Source organism: Mycobacterium sp. Soil_C_30 (assembly GCF_057656995.1).
Genome location: NZ_JBDGJH010000002.1, coordinates 212,004 through 228,791 on the forward strand (window position 1 = coordinate 212,004; position 16,788 = coordinate 228,791).

The window sequence follows — 16,788 nt, forward strand, 5'->3', positions numbered from 1 at the left end:
GTGAAGATCATCATCATCGGTGGCGGGATACTCGGCACCGCCCATGCCCTGGAAGCGATTTCGCGCGGTCACCACGTCATCCAACTCGAACGTGAACAGCAGGCCCGCGGCGCCACGGTACGTAACTTCGGCCTGGTGTGGGTGTCGGGGCGCGCCGAACACGAACTCACGGCGGCGCTGCGTTCCCGTGAGCTCTGGTCCGATCTCGGCGCCAAGATCCCCGAGATCGGCTTCCGGGCCAACGGCTCGATCACCATCGTGCGTTCCGAGGCCGAGATGGCGGTGGCCGCCGAGGCCCTCGCGCGCCATGATGCCGACGCCCGCGGCTTCGAACTGCTGGATCCCGACCAGGTGCGCCGGGTCAACCCCGCGCTGCGGGGCGAATTCGCCGGCGGGCTGCTGTGCACCCAGGACGCCGCCGTCGAGTCCCGCGTCGCGTTGCCTGCGATGCGTGCGTTCGCCGAGGCCAGCGGCCGCTACACCTTTCACGGCGGCACCGAGGCGCGCAGTGTCCGCGGTGGCACGGTCACCGACGATCGCGGCCGGGTGCACGACGCCGACGTGGTGGTGGTCTGCCCGGGTGCTGCCCATACCGGTTTGCTGCGCGAACTCGCCGGTGACCTCCCGGTGCGGCGGGTGCGCCTGCAGATGATGCAGACCGCGCCGCTCGGCGAGGAGCTGACCACCGCGATTGCCGACGGCGACAGCATGCGGTACTACCCGGGCTTCGGTGGACCGGCGCTGGAGGCGTTGCGGGCCGCCGAACCCCAGGCGCCGGTGGCGGCGGACAATCACATGCAGTTGCTGTGTGTGCAACGACTGCACGGGGGCCTGACCATCGGCGACACCCACGAGTACGACGAACCGTTCCCCTTCGATGTCGACGAGGCACCGTATGACTACCTGCGCGAGGTCGTCGAAGCCCTGTTGGGCCGGCCGCTGCCGGCCGTGGTGCGGCGCTGGGCGGGGGTGTACAGCCAGTGCATCGACCCCGCAGAGCTGGTGTGCCGCAGGCAGGTGGACAACTCCGTCTGGGTGGTCACCGGTCCCGGGGGGCGGGGGATGACCCTGGGTCCGGTGATCGCGGAGCAGACCGCCGATGCATTGCGTCTGTGAGGATGCGACCCTTGACGGATGCCACGGGACGAATCGCAGCAGCAGTTTCCGCGCACCAAGGATGCCTACGAGACCAAGGACATCGGACGCCTTCTGCTGCGCTGTGAAGACCGGTCAGGGTTGGTGGCGGCCGTGAGTTCGTACCTGACCGGGGTGGGCGCCAACATCATCTCACTCGATCAGCATGCCACGGAGCAGTCCGGCGGGATTTTCATGCAGCGCACCATCTTCCATCTCCCCGGTCTCACCGCGGCACGCGACGAACTCCGGGACGGGTTCGCCCGCGAGGTGGCCGAACCGTTCGCCATCGATTTCCGGCTCACCGACGCCTCACGTCCCAAGCGGGTCGCCATCCTCGCGTCGCGGGAGGATCACTGCCTGTTGGATCTGCTGTGGCGTAACCGCCGGGGTGAGCTCGACATGTCGGTGGTGATGGTGATCGCCAATCACGCTGACCTCGCCGACCAGGTCCGGCCGTTCGGTGTCCCCTTCATCCACGTCCCGGCGCACCGGGACATCCGCGCCGAGGCGGAAGCGCGGATGCTCGACATGCTGCGGGGCAATGTCGATCTGGTGGTGCTCGCGCGCTACATGCAGATCCTCAGCCCGGCGTTTCTCGCCGAGGTGGGATGTCCGGTCATCAACATCCACCATTCGTTCCTGCCCGCGTTCATCGGCGCCGCACCGTATCGCCGGGCCAGGGAGCGGGGTGTCAAACTCGTTGGGGCGACGGCACATTACGTCACCGAGGACCTCGACGAAGGCCCGATCATCGAACAGGACGTGGTGCGGGTGGATCACCGCCACGGCGTCGAAGACCTGGTGCGGCTCGGGGCCGACGTGGAACGTGCCGTGCTCTCCCGCGCCGTGCTCTGGCATTGCGAGGACCGGATCATCCGGTACGGCAACCAGACCGTGGTGTTCTGATCCAGGGGCGTTCAGTCCGCACCGAGAACGAGGGCCACCGCGGCGTCGAGTTGATCGGCGATCTGGTGGAACGACAGGAAGCGTGCCGTCATCAAGGCGCCCGCGAACGTCATCAGCAAGGTGGTGGCCACCGTGGGCGGCCAGCCCGGCCCCAGCGAAGCCTGGATCCGGGTGATCACCTCGGTGCCGATCTGTTCCCGGATCGGAGTCACCGCGGGGTCGTCGGCCATCAGCGCCGCGCTGCACGCCGCGGTCAGTTCGGGTTCGTCTGCGACGACGAGGGCCATTTCGCGCAAGGTGGTGCTGACCCGGGTCCTGGTGGTCTGGTTGACGTCGGTGTGGACGGGTGCGTCACGGAGCAGCCGCAGGTAGATCGCCGCCACCAGGGCGCTCTTGGAGGGGAAGTAGGTGTAGGCGCTCGCCGGTGACACCCCGGCCCTGGCGGCCACGGTGCGCATCGTCAGCGCACTGAACGACGTCTGGCGCAGCTCGTCGAATCCCGCGTCGAGGACCTTGCGGATGGTCTGTTCGGGGCGGCGGTCCCGTTTTCGTGTCGCGCTCGATACGGGGCGCGGATCTGCGACGGCTTCGCTGGACACGACCCCCAGAATAACGGGGGACAGACCATGCAGGTGCCCTGTGCTGTCTTGTCAGCGGTGGCGGCGACGGCTAATCTGCTAGAGATATTTCATACAGTTGTCCAGAAATTTTCGGCGGTCCCTCGAGAGGAACGCGATGACGGTCACCGATGACAACCTGCGTTTCGGCGCGGGTTTCGACTTCACCTCCCCGGAGATCCTGGAAAACGGGATCCCGGTCGAGCAGTTCGCCGAACTGCGCCGCACTTCACCGGTGTGGTGGAACCAGCAGCCGCCCGGCGCCTCCATCTTCGGTGACGACGGGTACTGGGTGATCACCAAACATGAGGACGTCAAGCAGATCTCGCGCGACGGCGAGGTGTGGAGCACCAATACCAAAGGTGCCGTCATGCGGCTGCCGGACAGTGTGACCGCCGATCAGCTCGACCTCACCAAGGCGCTGCTGGTCAATCACGACCCGCCTGAGCACACCCGGCTGCGAAAGCTGGTGTCACGTCTGTTCACCCCACGCGCGGTGGCAGCGCTGGAGCAGAAGCTGCAGCACACCGCACGGCAGATCGTCACCGACGCGGCCGCCAAGGGCACGGGCAACTTCGTCGACGACATCGCCATGGGGCTGCCGCTGGTAGCGATCGCCGATCTGATCGGCGTCCCCGACGCCGACCGGCGCAAACTGTTCGACTGGACCAACTCGATCATGAACACCGACGACCCCGACTTCAACGACGTCGATCCCGCGGTGGCCAATGCCGAATTGATGGGCTACGCCTACGCCATGGCCGAGGAGCGCAGGCGCAACCCGGCCGACGACATCGTGACCAGGCTCATCGAGGCCGACGTCGACGGCGACTCGCTCGGCGACGTCGAATTCGCGTTCTTCGTCATCCTGCTGGCGGTGGCCGGCAACGAAACCACCCGCAATGCCATGACGCACGGCATGCTCGCATTCGCGCGCCACCCAGAACAATGGGAGCTGTACAAACGTGAGCGTCCGGCCACCGCGGTCGACGAGATCGTGCGCTGGGCGACACCGGTGCACTGTTTCCAGCGCACCGCCCTGGCCGACACGCGGGTGGGTGACGTCACCGTCCGCCAGGGGCAGCGGGTCGGATTGTTCTACAGCTCAGCCAATTTCGACGAGGACGTGTTCGACCGGCCGCATCAGTTCGACATCACCCGAAGCCCGAACCCGCATCTGGGCTTCGGCGGCAACGGAATTCATTACTGCATCGGCGCCAACCTCGCGCGAACCGAGATCCGGCTGATCTTCGAGGCCATCGCCGACCTGATTCCCGACATCACCGTCCTGGGGGAGCCACAGCGGCTGCGGTCGGGTTGGATCAACGGCATCAAGGATCTGCAGGTCGCCTACCGCTGACAGCGGGCTGTCAGATCTTCAGATAGCCCTTGTCCGCGGGGATCTGGGCGGCGGTCACCAGCGACGAGGAGTCGCCGGCCAGCCACAGCACGATATCGGAGATCAAATTCGGATCGGCCAGTGATTCGGTGGGCAGGGCGCCGGGGGAGAAACTGTGAATGTAGTGGGGATGGTCGGCGAACGTCTGGTACATCGACACGTCGTTGCCCATCGGGGTGTCGGTGCCGTACGGGTGCACGGAGTTGACGCGGATGCCGAACTCACCCAGCTCGACGGCCAGTGAATTGGTCAGCCCCACCACGCCGAACTTGCTGGCGCAGTAATGCCCGCAGCCCGGGACGGCTTTGATGCCCGCCGCGGAGCTGATGGTGATGATCGACCCGCCATTGCCGGCGGCGATCATCGGCGGTACCACCGCCTTGATGGTGTTCCACACTCCGGTGAGGTTGACATCGAGAGTCTGCTGCCACTGCTCGGCTGAGATCTCCCACAGCCTGCCCCAGTTCAGCACCCCGGCGTTGGCGACCACGATGTCGAGCCGGCCGAACTGACTGACGGCGTCGGCGACGATGTCCAATTGTCCTGCGGCGTCTCGAACGTCGACCTCGCGGGCCAGGATCTTGCGGCCTTCGTTCTCCACCAGCCGGACGGTCTCGGCGAGGTCCTCCGGGGTGGACGCGGCGTAGCCGTTGTGGGTGGCCACCGGCGCGCAGGCATCGATGGCCACGATGTCGGCGCCTGCACGTGCCAGCCGCACACAGTGCGCGCGACCCTGCCCGCGGGCCGCCCCCGTCACGTAGGCGACCTTGCCGGTCAGGTCTGTCATGTGCACAAGTTAGCGAAAGTGTGCAGTGCGCATGGCCGTATCGCCCAAACGATGGACCACACGCCGGACACGGTGGCTACCGATCGGAAATCGACTTGAGCGGCCCAGCAGAATCGAGGACGTGAACGAACGTAACGCGCGGGTGGCCGCCGCGGTGGCGGCGGCCGGCATCGAGCCGACCATCAGAATCCTCGACGCCGACGCCAAGACCGCTGCTGCGGCGGCCGCGCAGCTGGGCTGTGCCGTCGGAGCGATCGCCAACAGCCTGGTGTTCGACTGCGACGGCGAGCCGCTGCTGGTGATGGCCAGTGGGGCGGCCCGGGTGGACACCGACGTCGTGGCTCGTCAGCTGGGTGCCACGGTCGTCAGCAAAGCCACCGCCGCGGTGGTGAAGGCCGCCACCGGGCAGGTGATCGGCGGAGTGGCGCCCACCGGCCACCCGGCGCCGCTTCGCACCGTCGTCGATGCCACACTCGCGCAGTATCCGGTGGTGTGGACGGCGGCGGGCACCGCGGATTCGGTGATGCCGCTGACCTTTCCGCAGCTGCTCGTGGTGACCGGTGGCCAGGAGATTCAGGTGCGCTGAATCAGTGCGCCGGCCCCGCCCAGCAGATGGGGCGCAACCGCACCCCGGTGGTCACGGCTTGGTCAGCTCGGCGTACCTGCTCAGATGCGCTGCTGTAGTACCGAATTCGTACTGCAGCGCCGTCAGCCGCTTGAAATAGTGGCCGATCGCGAGTTCTTCGGTCATGCCCATACCGCCATGCAACTGCACGGCGTTCTGTCCGATGAACCGTGCCGCGCGTCCGGCGGTGACCTTGGCGGCCGAGACCGCACGGGCCCGGACAACCGGCTCGGCGTCGAGGTTCAGCACGGCGAGATACGCCGCGGCGACGGCCTGTTCGAGCTCCATGTACATGTCCACCATGCGGTGCTGCAGCACTTGGAAGCTGCCGATCGGCTGGCCGAACTGCTGACGCTGCTTGCTGTATTCGACCGTGTCGGCCACCACCTTGCGCATACCGCCGACGGCTTCGGACACCACCGCGGCAGCGCCTTCATCGCGGGCACGCAGCAGCGTTGCCTCGGCCTGGCCCGCCTCGCCCAGCAGTGCATCGGCGGGCACACGGAGACCGTCGAAGGTCAGGTCGGCGGCGCGGCGGTCGTCGATGGTGCGGTAGGAGTGCACCTCGGTGCCGGCCGGTGGGGCCGTGGCGTCGAATTCGGTGAGGAACAGCGACAGTCCCTCCGGCGTCCGTGCGGCGATCAGCAGATGGGTGGCCAGCGGAGCGCTCACCACCACGATTTTCGAGCCGCTGATCGTCCACTCGTCACCGGTCCGCTCCGCGATGGTGGCGATTCCGGTGAGGTCGTCGCCGCTGCCCGGTTCGGTGACCGCCACGGCCACCACCGCGGTGCCCTCGGCGATCTGCTCCAGCACCGCGGTGGCGCGTCGGCCGCCTGCGCGTTGCAGCAACCCGCCCGCCACCACCACGGTGTCGATGTAGGGCTCGACCACCAGTGCGTAACCGAGTGCCTCGGCGATCACCATCACCTCGACCGGCCCACCGCCGAGCCCGCCGGCTTCCTCGGGCAAGGTGGCGCCCAGGATTCCCAGTTCCTCGGCGAAGCCCCGCCAGATCTCCGGCTGCCAGCCCGGACCCGTCTTGGCCGCCGCGCGGCTCTTCTCCAGGTCGTAGCGCGTGGCCAGGAACTTGGCCAACCCGTCACGCAGGAGTTCTTGTTCTCCAGAGAGCTTGAAGTCCATTTACAGCCCCAATGCCGCTTTTGCCAGGATGTTCCGCTGAATCTCGTTGCTGCCGGCGTAGATCGAGCCGGCGCGGTCGTTGAAGTACTTCAGGGGCGCCACGGCCTGCCAGGGATCACCGGAGGCGTACCCATCGGCGGGCGGGTCGTACTCGGTCACCGGCCCACCGGGCGCGGTCACATGCGGTTGGTACACACGGCCCCGCGGACCGGCGGCCTCGAGGGCCAGTTCGGTGAGCGTCTGGCTCAACTCGGTGGACAGGACCTTCAGCATCGACGACGCCGGGCCGGGATTCTTGCCTTCGGCCACGGTGGCCAGCGTGCGGAACTCCAGGATCTCCAACACCTCGGTGCGGATCCGGGCGTCGGCGAGCTTGTGGGCGAAGGAGGCGTCGTCGATCAGGCGCCCGCCGGCCGGGCCGGGTTGCTCGGCCGCGGCGGTGGCGATCTCCTCGCCCATCACCTGCAGCCACGGCGCGGTGGCACCGCCGCCGCGTTCGAACTCCAGTAGGTACTTCGCCACCGTCCAGCCATCGTCGATCTGGCCGAGCACATTGGACTTCGGCACCCGGACGGCATCGAAGAACACCTGGTTCTGGACCTCCTCGCCCGAGGTCATCACCAGCGGGTGGATCTCGATTCCCGGTGTGCTCATGTCGATGAGCACGAAGGTGATGCCCTGCTGTTTGCGTTCCCGGCGCGAGGTGCGGACCAGGGCGAACATCCAGTTGGCTTCGGTGGCGTGAGTGGTCCAGATCTTGCTGCCCGTGCAGACCAGATGATCGCCGTCGTCAACCGCGGCCATTTGCAGGGACGCCAGATCGGACCCCGACTCGGGCTCGGAGTAGCCCTGACAGAAGAACACCTCGCCGGTGAGGATCTTCGGCAGGAAGAAGTCCTTCTGCTCCGGGGTGCCGAACCGGATGATCGCGTGCGCCACCATCCTGATGCCCATCGGCGAGAGTGTGGGCGCACCGGCCAGCGTGGCTTCGCGGCTGAAGATGTAGTGCTGACTCAAGGTCCAGTCGCAGCCGCCGTACTCGACGGGCCAGGCCGGGGCGGCCCAACCGCGTTCGTGCAGGATGGCCTGCCAGGCCATGCTGGCTTCGTGATCGGCGTAGACGCTGGTCATCAAGCGTCCGGCCCGCCGAAGCTCCGGGGTCAGTTTCTCCTCGAGAAATGCGCGCACCTCGTCGCGGAACTCGAGATCTTTGTCCGACCACTCCAGGTCCATGGCTGTCCTTTGACATGTTGACGGCGCGGACACCGCACAACTGGTTGGTGGAATGACTGCCGCTCGAATATACGGCGATTTCCGATATTTGATCAAATCTTTGATTGATGCCTTTGTTGAATTTCTGGGGTCAAAATTGGTCTTGGACATGAATTGATGGCCGCCTTACCGTGGGTTTCGTGACTAGCTCTCTCTCCGAAATCACCTCTGCTCCCGCGGACGCCCTGACCGGGCAGCTGATCGTCGCCGGCGCGTTGGTCACCGGTACCGGCTCCGAGGTCCGCGCTTTCGACCCCGCCGAAGGCGCACCTCTGGAACCGGCGTACCGGCACGGCGACGCCACCCACGTCGAGGCCGCGTGTGCCGCAGCGGCCGCGGCGTTCGGCCCCTACCGGGCCACCACCTCCGAACACCGCGCGCAGTTCCTCGAGACCATTGCCGCCAACATCGAAGCCGTCGCCGACACCCTGGTGCCTCGGGCGGTCGCCGAGACCGGTCTGCCTCAAGGGCGCATCGCCGGCGAGGTGGGGCGCACGTGCGGCCAGCTGCGGCTCTTCGCCGCGGTGCTGCGCGAGGGCAGCTGGAACGGAGCCCGCATCGACCCGGCGCAGCCCGAGCGCACCCCTGCGCCGCGCGCCGACATCCGGCAGCGCGCCGTACCCCTGGGGCCGGTCGCCGTCTTCGGAGCAAGCAACTTCCCGCTGGCGTTCTCGGTGGCCGGTGGCGACACCGCGTCGGCGCTGGCCGCCGGTTGCCCCGTCGTGGTCAAGGCGCACGACGCACACCCCGGCACCTCCGAGATCGTTGGCCGCGCCATCACCAAAGCCGTCGCGGACTCGGGACTGCCCGCAGGCACGTTCTCCCTGCTGTTCGGCTCCGGCCGGTCGCTGGGCACCGCCCTGGTCACCGATCCTCGCATCAAGGCCGTCGGGTTCACCGGATCACGCTCGGGGGGAACAGCTCTGGTGGCCGCCGCGGCTGCCCGTCCCGAACCCATCCCGGTCTACGCCGAGATGAGCTCCATCAACCCGGTGTTCCTGCTCGACGGTGCGCTGCGCACCCGTGCCGCCGAACTCGGCCAGGCGTTCGTGGCGTCGTTGACCATGGGATCCGGGCAGTTCTGCACCAACCCCGGCCTCGTCATCGCCGTCGACGGACCGGATCTCGATGCGTTCGTGGCCGCGGCCGGGAAAGCCCTGGGCCAGACCGCTCCCACGCCCATGCTGACCCCGAACATCGCGCAGAGCTACGCCGACGGGGTCCGCGATCTCGACGGCGCCGCTGATCTGGTGGCGCGTGGTGAGTCCGGCCCCAACCCCACCACCTGCCAGGCCGCGCTGTTCTCCACCGATGCCGCCAGCTTCCTGGGCTCCGAGGTGCTGCAGGCCGAGGTCTTCGGCGCTTCGAGTCTGGTCGTCAGGTGCGCCGACACCGATGAAGTGGCCTCGGTGGCAAGCAAACTCGAGGGCCAGCTGACGGCGACGGTGCACGCCGACGACAGCGACCACCCCGACGCTGCCCGTCTGCTGCCGATCCTGGAGCTCAAGGCGGGACGAATCCTGTTCAACGGCTGGCCCACCGGCGTGGAAGTGGGCTACGCGATGGTGCACGGCGGACCGTTCCCGGCCACCTCGGATTCTCGTACCACCTCGGTGGGCGCACGCGCCATCGAACGGTTCCTGCGGCCGGTGGCCTACCAGGATGTCCCGAAAGCCCTGCTGCCCAGCGCAATCGCCGATGGCAATCCCGATCACCTCTGGCGTCGCATCGACGGCCGCCTCGTCCAAGACTGACCCTCACACCCCACTAGGAGACTCCTCATGCGCTCAGGCACCCAACTCGACGGCGTTCTGTTCTTCCCCGTCACCCCGTTCACCGCGACCGGTGACGTCGATCTCGACAAGCTCGCCGAGCACGTCGCCAAGGGCGTCGACGCCGGGCCGGGCGGTGTGTTCATCGCCTGCGGTACCGGTGAATTCCACGCGCTGGAGGCGGAGGAGTTCGCCGCGGTGGTGCGCACCGCCGTGGAGGCCGTCGCCGGTCGGGTGCCGGTGTACGCCGGCGCCGGGGGATCGGTGGCGCAGGCCAAGGTGTTCGCCCGGGCGGCCGAGACCGCAGGCGCCGACGGGATCCTGCTGCTGCCGCCGTATCTGGTGAGCTTGCCGCAGGCCGGCCTGGTGGCCTATACCCGCGCTGTCGCCGGCGCCACCTCGTTGCCGGTGATCGTCTACAACCGCGCCAATGCCCGTTACACCGAGGCCTCCGCCGTCGAGGTCGCCCACATTTCCAACGTCGTCGGTTTCAAGGACGGCACCGGTGACATCGACCGGGTGGCCCGCATCGTGCGCGCGGTGACCGATGCCCTCGAACCGTCCGGCAAGCCGTTCCAGTTCTTCAACGGTCTGCCCACCGCCGAGGTGTCTCAGCAGGCGTATCGCGCCATCGGCGTCACGCTGTACTCGTCGGCCACGTTCGCCTTTGCACCCGAACTCGCGCTGGCGTTCTACGAGGCGCTGGAAAGCGGTAACGAAGCACTGGTCGCGGCGCTGCTGCGGGAGTTCTTCCACCCGCTGGTGCGCCTGCGCGACACGGTGCCCGGCTACGCCGTGTCCCTCATCAAGGCCGGCGTGGCCCTGGAGGGCATCGAAGCCGGACCGGTGCGGCCGCCGCTGATCGATGCGGCGCGCGAGGACGTGGCCCAGCTCGAGGAGATGCTCAAGGCCGGCCGCGCCGTGATCGCCAACGAACTCGCCGCGGTGCGCTGATGTCCGGGCCGATCCGGATCACCGGGGCACGCATCACCCCGGTGGCGTTCGCCGACCCGCCGCTGCTCAACACCGTCGGGGTCCATCAGCCGTACGCGCTGCGGGCCATCGTCGAACTCGACACCGACGCCGGGCTGACCGGGTTGGGGGAGACCTACGCCGACACCCGGCACCTGGCTCGATTGCACGCCGCGGCCGAGGCCATCACGGGCCTGGACGTGTTTGCGCTCAACGAGATCCGCGCCGCGATCGCGGTCCGCCTGCACGGCGACGACGCCGCCGTGGGCACCGCGGGGATGATCACCTCGGCCAGTGCTGTCGACCAGGTGCTCTCGCCGTTCGAGGTGGCGTGCCTGGATGTCCAGGGCCATGCCACCGGACGGCCGGTATCGGATCTGCTCGGCGGCGCCGTGCGCGAGGCGGTGCCGTTCAGCGCCTACCTCTTCTACAAGTGGGCGGCCCATCCCGGTGCCGAGCCGGACTCGTGGGGTGAGGCTCTGGACCCCGACGGCATTGTCGCCCAGGCACGCCGCATGATCGATGAATACGGTTTCACCGCAATCAAACTCAAGGGTGGCGTGTTTCCCCCCGAAGAGGAGATGGCCGCCATCGAGGCGTTGCATGCCGCGTTCGCGAACCACCCGCTGCGGCTCGACCCCAACGCGGCCTGGACACCGCAGACGTCGGTGAAGGTGGCCTCCGGGCTGGCCGGCATCCTCGAATACCTGGAGGACCCGACGCCCGGTATCGAGGGCATGGCCGACGTGGCCCAGCAGGCGCCGATACCGCTTGCCACCAACATGTGTGTGGTGGCCTTCGATCAGCTGGCGCCGGCGGTTGCCGCCGGGGCGGTCAAAGTGGTGCTCTCCGACCACCATTACTGGGGCGGACTGCAGCGCTCCCGGCTGCTGGCCGGCATCTGCGACACCTTCGGACTCGGCCTGTCCATGCATTCCAACTCGCACCTGGGCATCTCGCTGGCGGCGATGGTGCACCTGGCGTCGGCCACCCCGAACCTCACCTACGCCTGTGACACCCACTGGCCGTGGAAGGAGGAGGCGGCGCCGAATGATGTGGTCAAACCCGGTGTACTGAAGATCCGGGACGGATCGGTGGCAGTACCCACGTCCCCCGGGCTGGGCATCGAGCTCGATGCCGACGCGCTGGCTTCGTTGCACGAGCAGTATCTGCGCAGCGGCATCCGGGACCGCGACGACACCGGCTACATGCGCAGTGTCGACCCGTCTTTCGAGTCGATCAGCCCGCGCTGGTAGCTCTGTGTTTCGTACACTGATGCACCAAGAGGCATAACAACCAGGCAGTTATGCGGAGAGCGCATCGGAGTGTGCCGTGTTTTCCTTGGCGAGGTTGTCCTGCTTCATCGCGGTAGCCGAGGAGCTGCACTTCGGCCGTGCCGCCGAGCGTCTCCACATGACGCAGCCCCCACTGTCACGGCAGATCCAGCAGCTGGAGACCGAACTCGGGGTGCAGCTCATCGACCGCACCACCCGTTCGGTGACGCTGACACCGGCCGGGGTGGCCTTCCTGCCCGATGCCCGTCGCATCCTGCAGCTCGCCGAGGGTGCTGCCCTGACCGTCAAACGTGTACCGGCCGGTGACCTCGGCACTGTCGTCATCGGGTTCACCGCCGCCTCGGCGCACGCGGTGCTGCCGCGGCTGCTCGACAGCGCCCGCGCGCACCTACCGGACGTGAAGCTGGAGCTGCGCGAGATGGTCACCGCCGTCCAGCTCGAAGGCCTGATGACCGGCGAGTTGGACCTGGGGATGGCCCGGCCCCCGCTGAAACGGCCCGGCCTGGTGTCGCGTCCGCTGCTGCATGAGCAGCTGGTGGCCGCGCTGCCGTCCGGGCATCCGCTGGCGGCACTGCCGCGTCAGCTGACGCTGACCGACCTCGACGGCCAGGACGTCATCATGTACTCGCCGGTCCAGGCGCGGTACTTCAACGAGCTGCTGATCAGTACGTTCACCATCGCCGGGGCGACGCCGCGCTACGTCCAGTACGTGACACAGGTGCACACCATGCTGGTGCTGGTGCGTTCCGGACTCGGCATCGCACTGGTGCCGGCGTCGGCGTCCACGCTGCATCCCGACGACGTGGTGTTCCGGTCCATCGGGGCGTTCCGGGAACGGCCGGTGGAACTGGATGCCGTCTGGCGCAGTGACAGCACCAACCCGGCGCTGCTGAGGCTGCTGCGTGACGTGTTGCCGCCGCGTGAGTGGACCACCGACGATCTGGTCGAGGACGACACCATCCTCCGTTGACCTGCCTCAGACGGTCGACGGCATGGGCACCGGAGTGACCAGCTCGCCGGACTGCAGGAAGCTGTCCAGATTGCGCAGCGTCAGATCCTCCATGGCGGCGCGGGTCTGCACCGTGGCGCTGCCCACATGGGGCAACAACACCACGTTGTCGAGGGCCAGCAGTGCCTCGGGGACGTTGGGCTCGTCGGTGAACACATCCAGCCCGGCACCGGCGAGGCGGCCGTTGGTCAGCGCTTCGACCAGGGCGTCCTCGTCGACCACACTGCCGCGTGCGACATTGACGAGATAACCCTGGGGGCCAAGCGCGGCAAGGGTTTCCGCGTCCACCAGATGCCTGGTGCCGGCCCCGCCCGCGGCGGCGACGATGAGGACGTCCACCTGCCGCGCCAGTTCCAGCGCCGACGGGGCGTAGGTGAACGGCGAGTCCGGCACCTCACTGCGGTTGTGGTACGAGATCCGGCAGCCGAACGCCGTCAGGCGCTGCGCGATGGCCCCGCCGATGCGGCCGAGGCCGAGAATCCCGACCCGGGTGTGGCTGACCTGACGGGTCAGCGGGTAATTGTTCGTCGCTGACCAGGACCCGGCGCGGACGAACCGGTCCGAGGCCGAGAACTGTCGCAGCGTGTCGATCAACAGCCCCACCGCGGTGTCGGCGACGCAATCGGTCAACACGTCCGGTGTATTGCTGGCGACGATGCCGCGCGAGGCCGCGGCGTCCAGGTCCGTGGTGTCATAACCGACGCCGAAGTGCACGATCGCCGCGAGTTTCGGCAGGTCTGCGATCAACTCGGCGTTGACACCCGTACGCCCCGAGGTGACGGCGACGGTGATGTGGTCGGCGTGCTCGGCCAGGAAGTCGGCGCGTTGTGCGGGGTCCGAGGGCAGCACCACGGCGCCGTACGACGAGCGCAGTGTGTCCTGCAGTGAGGGCTTGAGGGGGCCCACCTGCAGCACGGCGGTGGCGGGGGTCTGGCCGGGGCTGGTCACAACGATTCTCCTCCAACGGTGTGTAGCGACGGTAAGTCCGGGCGCGAATACCTGTCCAACACGGAATTAGCATCGATTGTTGCCGAAAGCGAATAACTAGGCCAGCGCGCCGTCCGTGACGGCATGGATCGGTGTCCGTTACGAGAAAAACCCCTGCTCAGAGTGCTTTTCTGCCAGTGGGCGGCTTCGTTGTCCCAACGGATTTGGGCTGTGACGACCGGTTTCAGGCGCCCTCGGCGGGGTTGACGGGGCTGTTGGCACGTTCTTACCTTGTGTCTGCGATCACAGCTGTCATCTACATACGTGGACGTCACTCGAGACCCCGGAGCGCTCCAGCCCAGCGCTCATCTGACCCCTCGAATTGGAGGACCCTCATGAGCCACGCAGGCCCGTTTTCTCGCCGCGTGATGGCCCTGGCCCTGACCGGGGTGTGCGTGACGGCCAGCGGCTGCACGGTGGCCAACTCCGGCCACGGCGGCTACGACCCCAACACCCTGCGGGTGGTGCTGTCCCAGGAGCCGCCGACCCTGGAACCGTGCGAGAGCTCACTGACCTCGACCGGAATCGTCGTGCGGTCCAACATCACCGAACCGCTCGTCGAGCGCGATCCCAACTCCGGCGAACTGCAGCCCTTGCTGGCAACGCAGTGGGAACAGGCCACGCCCACCGAATGGACCTTCACGATCCGTGAAGGCGTGACATTCTCCGACGGCGCACCGTTCACCGCCGACGACGCGGCGTTCTCCATCGACCGCGCCGTCAACTCCGATCTGCAGTGCAATGTCGACGGCTACGTGTTCGGCGACGAGGAGCTGGGATTGACCGTGGTGGATCCCACCACGCTGACAGTCACCACCCAGACCCCGGATCCGATTCTGCCACTGCGGCTTTCGTTCGTGGAGATCGTTCCGCGCAGCACCAGCACCGCGGAGAAGGTGCGCGAGCCCATCGGCACCGGCCCGTACGCCATCGAGAACTGGGAGTACGGACAGAAACTCACCCTGCACCGCAACGAGACCTACTGGGGTGCCGCGCCGGCCTTCGCGCGTGCCGAGTACCAGTGGCGCAGCGAGGGCAGCGTCCGGGCGGCGATGATCACCAATGACGAAGCTGATATCGCCACCTCACTCGGACCTGAAGACGGTGCGGGCGATCTGGGTGTGCCGTTCCAGAACAACGAGACCACCGCGCTGCGCATTCAGGCAGAAGAGCCGCCGCTCGACGACATGCGGGTGCGGCAGGCGATCAACTACGCCGTCAACCGCCCCGGCATCGTCAAGGCCTTGTTCCGCGGGCTCGGCGATCCGGCCTCGCAGCTGATCCCCTCGGGCGTGGTGGGCTACAACGCCGACCTGCCGCTGTGGCCCTACGACCCGGACAAGGCCAAGCAACTGATCGCCGAGGCGAAGGCCGACGGGGTGCCGGTGGACAACGAGATCCGGCTGATCGGCCGCACCGCACAATTTCCCAAGATCGCCGAGACCATCGAGGTGCTGCAGAGCGAGTTCAGCGACATCGGTCTCAACGTCAAGATCGAGATGATGGACACCGCCGCCCAGCTCGAATACCAGCTGCGGCCGTTCCCGGAGAACACCGGCCCGTACCTGCTGATGATCATGCACGGCAACCAGGCCGGTGACGCCGCCTTCACCCTGGATCAGTACATGCTGTCCGACGGCCCCCAAGCGGCCTACGGCACACCGGAATTCGACGCCAAGATCAGAGCCGCGGAAGCCCTCACCGGCCAGGCCCGCCAGGATGCGTTCGCGCAGCTGTTCGCCGAGGAACCGCAGGAGATCATGCAGATGGCCTACCTCGCCCACATGAAGGGCATCCTCGGCAAATCGGCCCGGGTCGCCTACACCCCCAACTCGGCGACCGGCGACGAGATGCGACTGGCCGAGATGACACCGGCCAGCGCTGACGCCGCCCAGACCGACAACACCTGATCGCACAGGAGGCTTCGCCCATGTTCTCGTTCGTCAGGCGCCGGATGTACACCAGCGCCCTCCCTCTGATCATCGTGCTGCTGGGGGTGTTCCTCCTGGCCAGGCTGACCGGTGACCCCACCAGCCTGTACCTGCCGGAGTCGGCCACCGAAGCGCAGCGCGCCGAGTTCGCCGAAGCCAACGGCCTCAACCAGCCGGTGTGGACGCAGCTGATGAACTACTTCTCCGGCGTGCTGCACCTGGACTTCGGCACCTCGCTGCGCACCGGGGAGTCCGCCTCCACCATGGCGCTGCGCGCATTCCCCGCCACGCTCCAATTGGCCGTCACCACAATGCTTCTGGCCATCGTCCTGGCTGTCGTGATCGGCTGCTGGGCGGCCTACCGGCCCAACTCATTGGCCGACCGGTTCTCCAGCCTGCTGTCCATGACCGCGGCATCCATCCCCGACTTCTGGTTCGCCATCACCGGGGTGTGGCTGTTCTCGGTGCTGATGGGCTGGCTGCCGACCTCCGGCACCGACGCGGGCATGCTGTCCTGGATCCTGCCGATCGCCACCCTGATGATCCGCCCGCTGGGGGTGCTGACCCAGGTGGTCCGCGGTGCCATGGTCTCGGCGTTGTCCGCGCCCTACGTCCGGCTGGCGCGGAGCAAGGGCGCCGGCGACTTTCGCGTCGTCACCCATCACGCGCTGCGCAACGCCGCCGCACCCGCCCTCACCGTCGCCGGTGACCTGGCCGTCGGCCTCATCAACGGCGCGGTGGTGGTCGAGGCCATCTTCGGCTGGCCCGGTATCGGCAAGCTGATGATCGACGCGATCCTGCAACGTGATTTCGCGGTGCTGCAGGCCGCGGTTCTGCTGACCGCCGTGAGCATCTTCCTGCTCAACATCTTCATCGACGCCTGCTACGCGCTGCTCGACGCACGCGTTCGCGAACCGGCGAAAGTCTAAGGGAGCC

The 16,788-nt window shown here is 67.5% G+C and carries 15 protein-coding genes; 10 read left to right on the top strand and 5 right to left on the bottom strand.

Annotated elements, in window-relative coordinates:
- Together AC3A6P_RS03960 and purU are read left to right on the top strand one after the other, a co-directional pair.
- Entirely contained in the window at positions 1-1,116 is a 1,116-nt protein-coding gene (locus tag AC3A6P_RS03960) for a TIGR03364 family FAD-dependent oxidoreductase (RefSeq protein WP_487688647.1), read from the top strand.
- A gap of 18 nt (positions 1,117-1,134) precedes the next feature.
- Complete coding sequence (gene purU / locus AC3A6P_RS03965; RefSeq protein WP_487688650.1) at positions 1,135-2,043, top strand: formyltetrahydrofolate deformylase; 909 nt, start codon at positions 1,135-1,137, stop codon at positions 2,041-2,043.
- A gap of 11 nt (positions 2,044-2,054) precedes the next feature.
- On the opposite strand, the gene AC3A6P_RS03970 is transcribed toward purU, so the two are convergent.
- Positions 2,055-2,642, bottom strand: a complete 588-nt coding sequence (locus AC3A6P_RS03970) for a TetR/AcrR family transcriptional regulator (RefSeq protein ID WP_487688653.1) — start codon at positions 2,640-2,642, stop codon at positions 2,055-2,057.
- 136 nt (positions 2,643-2,778) lie between these two features.
- Here AC3A6P_RS03970 and AC3A6P_RS03975 point away from each other — a divergent pair, with 136 nt between their 5' ends.
- Positions 2,779-4,020 (top strand): cytochrome P450, encoded by a 1,242-nt coding sequence (locus tag AC3A6P_RS03975; protein ID WP_487688656.1) that lies wholly within the window; start codon positions 2,779-2,781, stop codon positions 4,018-4,020.
- A gap of 10 nt (positions 4,021-4,030) precedes the next feature.
- Here AC3A6P_RS03975 and AC3A6P_RS03980 read toward each other — a convergent pair whose 3' ends face one another.
- Positions 4,031-4,846: a mycofactocin-coupled SDR family oxidoreductase gene (locus AC3A6P_RS03980; protein ID WP_487688659.1), complete on the bottom strand. Its 816-nt coding sequence runs from the start codon at positions 4,844-4,846 to the stop codon at positions 4,031-4,033.
- Between the two features lie 121 nt (positions 4,847-4,967).
- On the opposite strand from AC3A6P_RS03980, the gene AC3A6P_RS03985 reads away from it, so the two are divergent.
- Positions 4,968-5,432: a YbaK/EbsC family protein gene (locus AC3A6P_RS03985; protein ID WP_487688662.1), complete on the top strand. Its 465-nt coding sequence runs from the start codon at positions 4,968-4,970 to the stop codon at positions 5,430-5,432.
- A 51-nt stretch (positions 5,433-5,483) separates the two neighbouring features.
- Here the strand turns inward: AC3A6P_RS03985 and AC3A6P_RS03990 are convergent, their stop codons facing one another.
- Both AC3A6P_RS03990 and AC3A6P_RS03995 read right to left on the bottom strand, forming a co-directional pair.
- Positions 5,484-6,614: an acyl-CoA dehydrogenase family protein gene (locus tag AC3A6P_RS03990; protein WP_487688665.1), complete on the bottom strand. Its 1,131-nt coding sequence runs from the start codon at positions 6,612-6,614 to the stop codon at positions 5,484-5,486.
- Positions 6,615-7,847, bottom strand: a complete 1,233-nt coding sequence (locus tag AC3A6P_RS03995; protein WP_487688668.1) for an acyl-CoA dehydrogenase family protein — start codon at positions 7,845-7,847, stop codon at positions 6,615-6,617.
- A gap of 179 nt (positions 7,848-8,026) precedes the next feature.
- Here AC3A6P_RS03995 and AC3A6P_RS04000 point away from each other — a divergent pair, with 179 nt between their 5' ends.
- From AC3A6P_RS04000 to AC3A6P_RS04015, 4 genes are all read left to right on the top strand, one after another.
- The gene (locus AC3A6P_RS04000) at positions 8,027-9,640 is read left to right on the top strand and encodes an aldehyde dehydrogenase (NADP(+)) (protein WP_487688670.1); all 1,614 of its coding nucleotides are present in this window, start codon (positions 8,027-8,029) and stop codon (positions 9,638-9,640) included.
- 27 nt (positions 9,641-9,667) lie between these two features.
- Positions 9,668-10,612: a 5-dehydro-4-deoxyglucarate dehydratase gene (locus tag AC3A6P_RS04005; protein ID WP_487688672.1), complete on the top strand. Its 945-nt coding sequence runs from the start codon at positions 9,668-9,670 to the stop codon at positions 10,610-10,612.
- On the top strand, positions 10,609-11,886 hold the full coding sequence (locus AC3A6P_RS04010) for a glucarate dehydratase family protein (protein ID WP_487689372.1): 1,278 nt from the start codon (positions 10,609-10,611) through the stop codon (positions 11,884-11,886). The genes AC3A6P_RS04005 and AC3A6P_RS04010 overlap by 4 nt, the downstream gene beginning before the upstream one ends.
- A 76-nt stretch (positions 11,887-11,962) precedes the next feature.
- The gene (locus AC3A6P_RS04015; RefSeq protein ID WP_487688675.1) at positions 11,963-12,895 is read left to right on the top strand and encodes a LysR family transcriptional regulator; all 933 of its coding nucleotides are present in this window, start codon (positions 11,963-11,965) and stop codon (positions 12,893-12,895) included.
- A gap of 6 nt (positions 12,896-12,901) precedes the next feature.
- On the opposite strand, the gene AC3A6P_RS04020 is transcribed toward AC3A6P_RS04015, so the two are convergent.
- On the bottom strand, positions 12,902-13,882 hold the full coding sequence (locus AC3A6P_RS04020; RefSeq protein ID WP_487688678.1) for a 2-hydroxyacid dehydrogenase: 981 nt from the start codon (positions 13,880-13,882) through the stop codon (positions 12,902-12,904).
- 407 nt (positions 13,883-14,289) lie between these two features.
- Between AC3A6P_RS04020 and AC3A6P_RS04025 the strand changes: the two genes are divergently transcribed.
- Positions 14,290-15,831: an ABC transporter substrate-binding protein gene (locus AC3A6P_RS04025; RefSeq protein WP_487689374.1), complete on the top strand. Its 1,542-nt coding sequence runs from the start codon at positions 14,290-14,292 to the stop codon at positions 15,829-15,831.
- A 20-nt stretch (positions 15,832-15,851) separates the two neighbouring features.
- On the top strand, positions 15,852-16,781 hold the full coding sequence (locus AC3A6P_RS04030) for an ABC transporter permease (protein ID WP_487688681.1): 930 nt from the start codon (positions 15,852-15,854) through the stop codon (positions 16,779-16,781).
- The last annotated feature ends 7 nt before the right edge of the window (positions 16,782-16,788 follow it).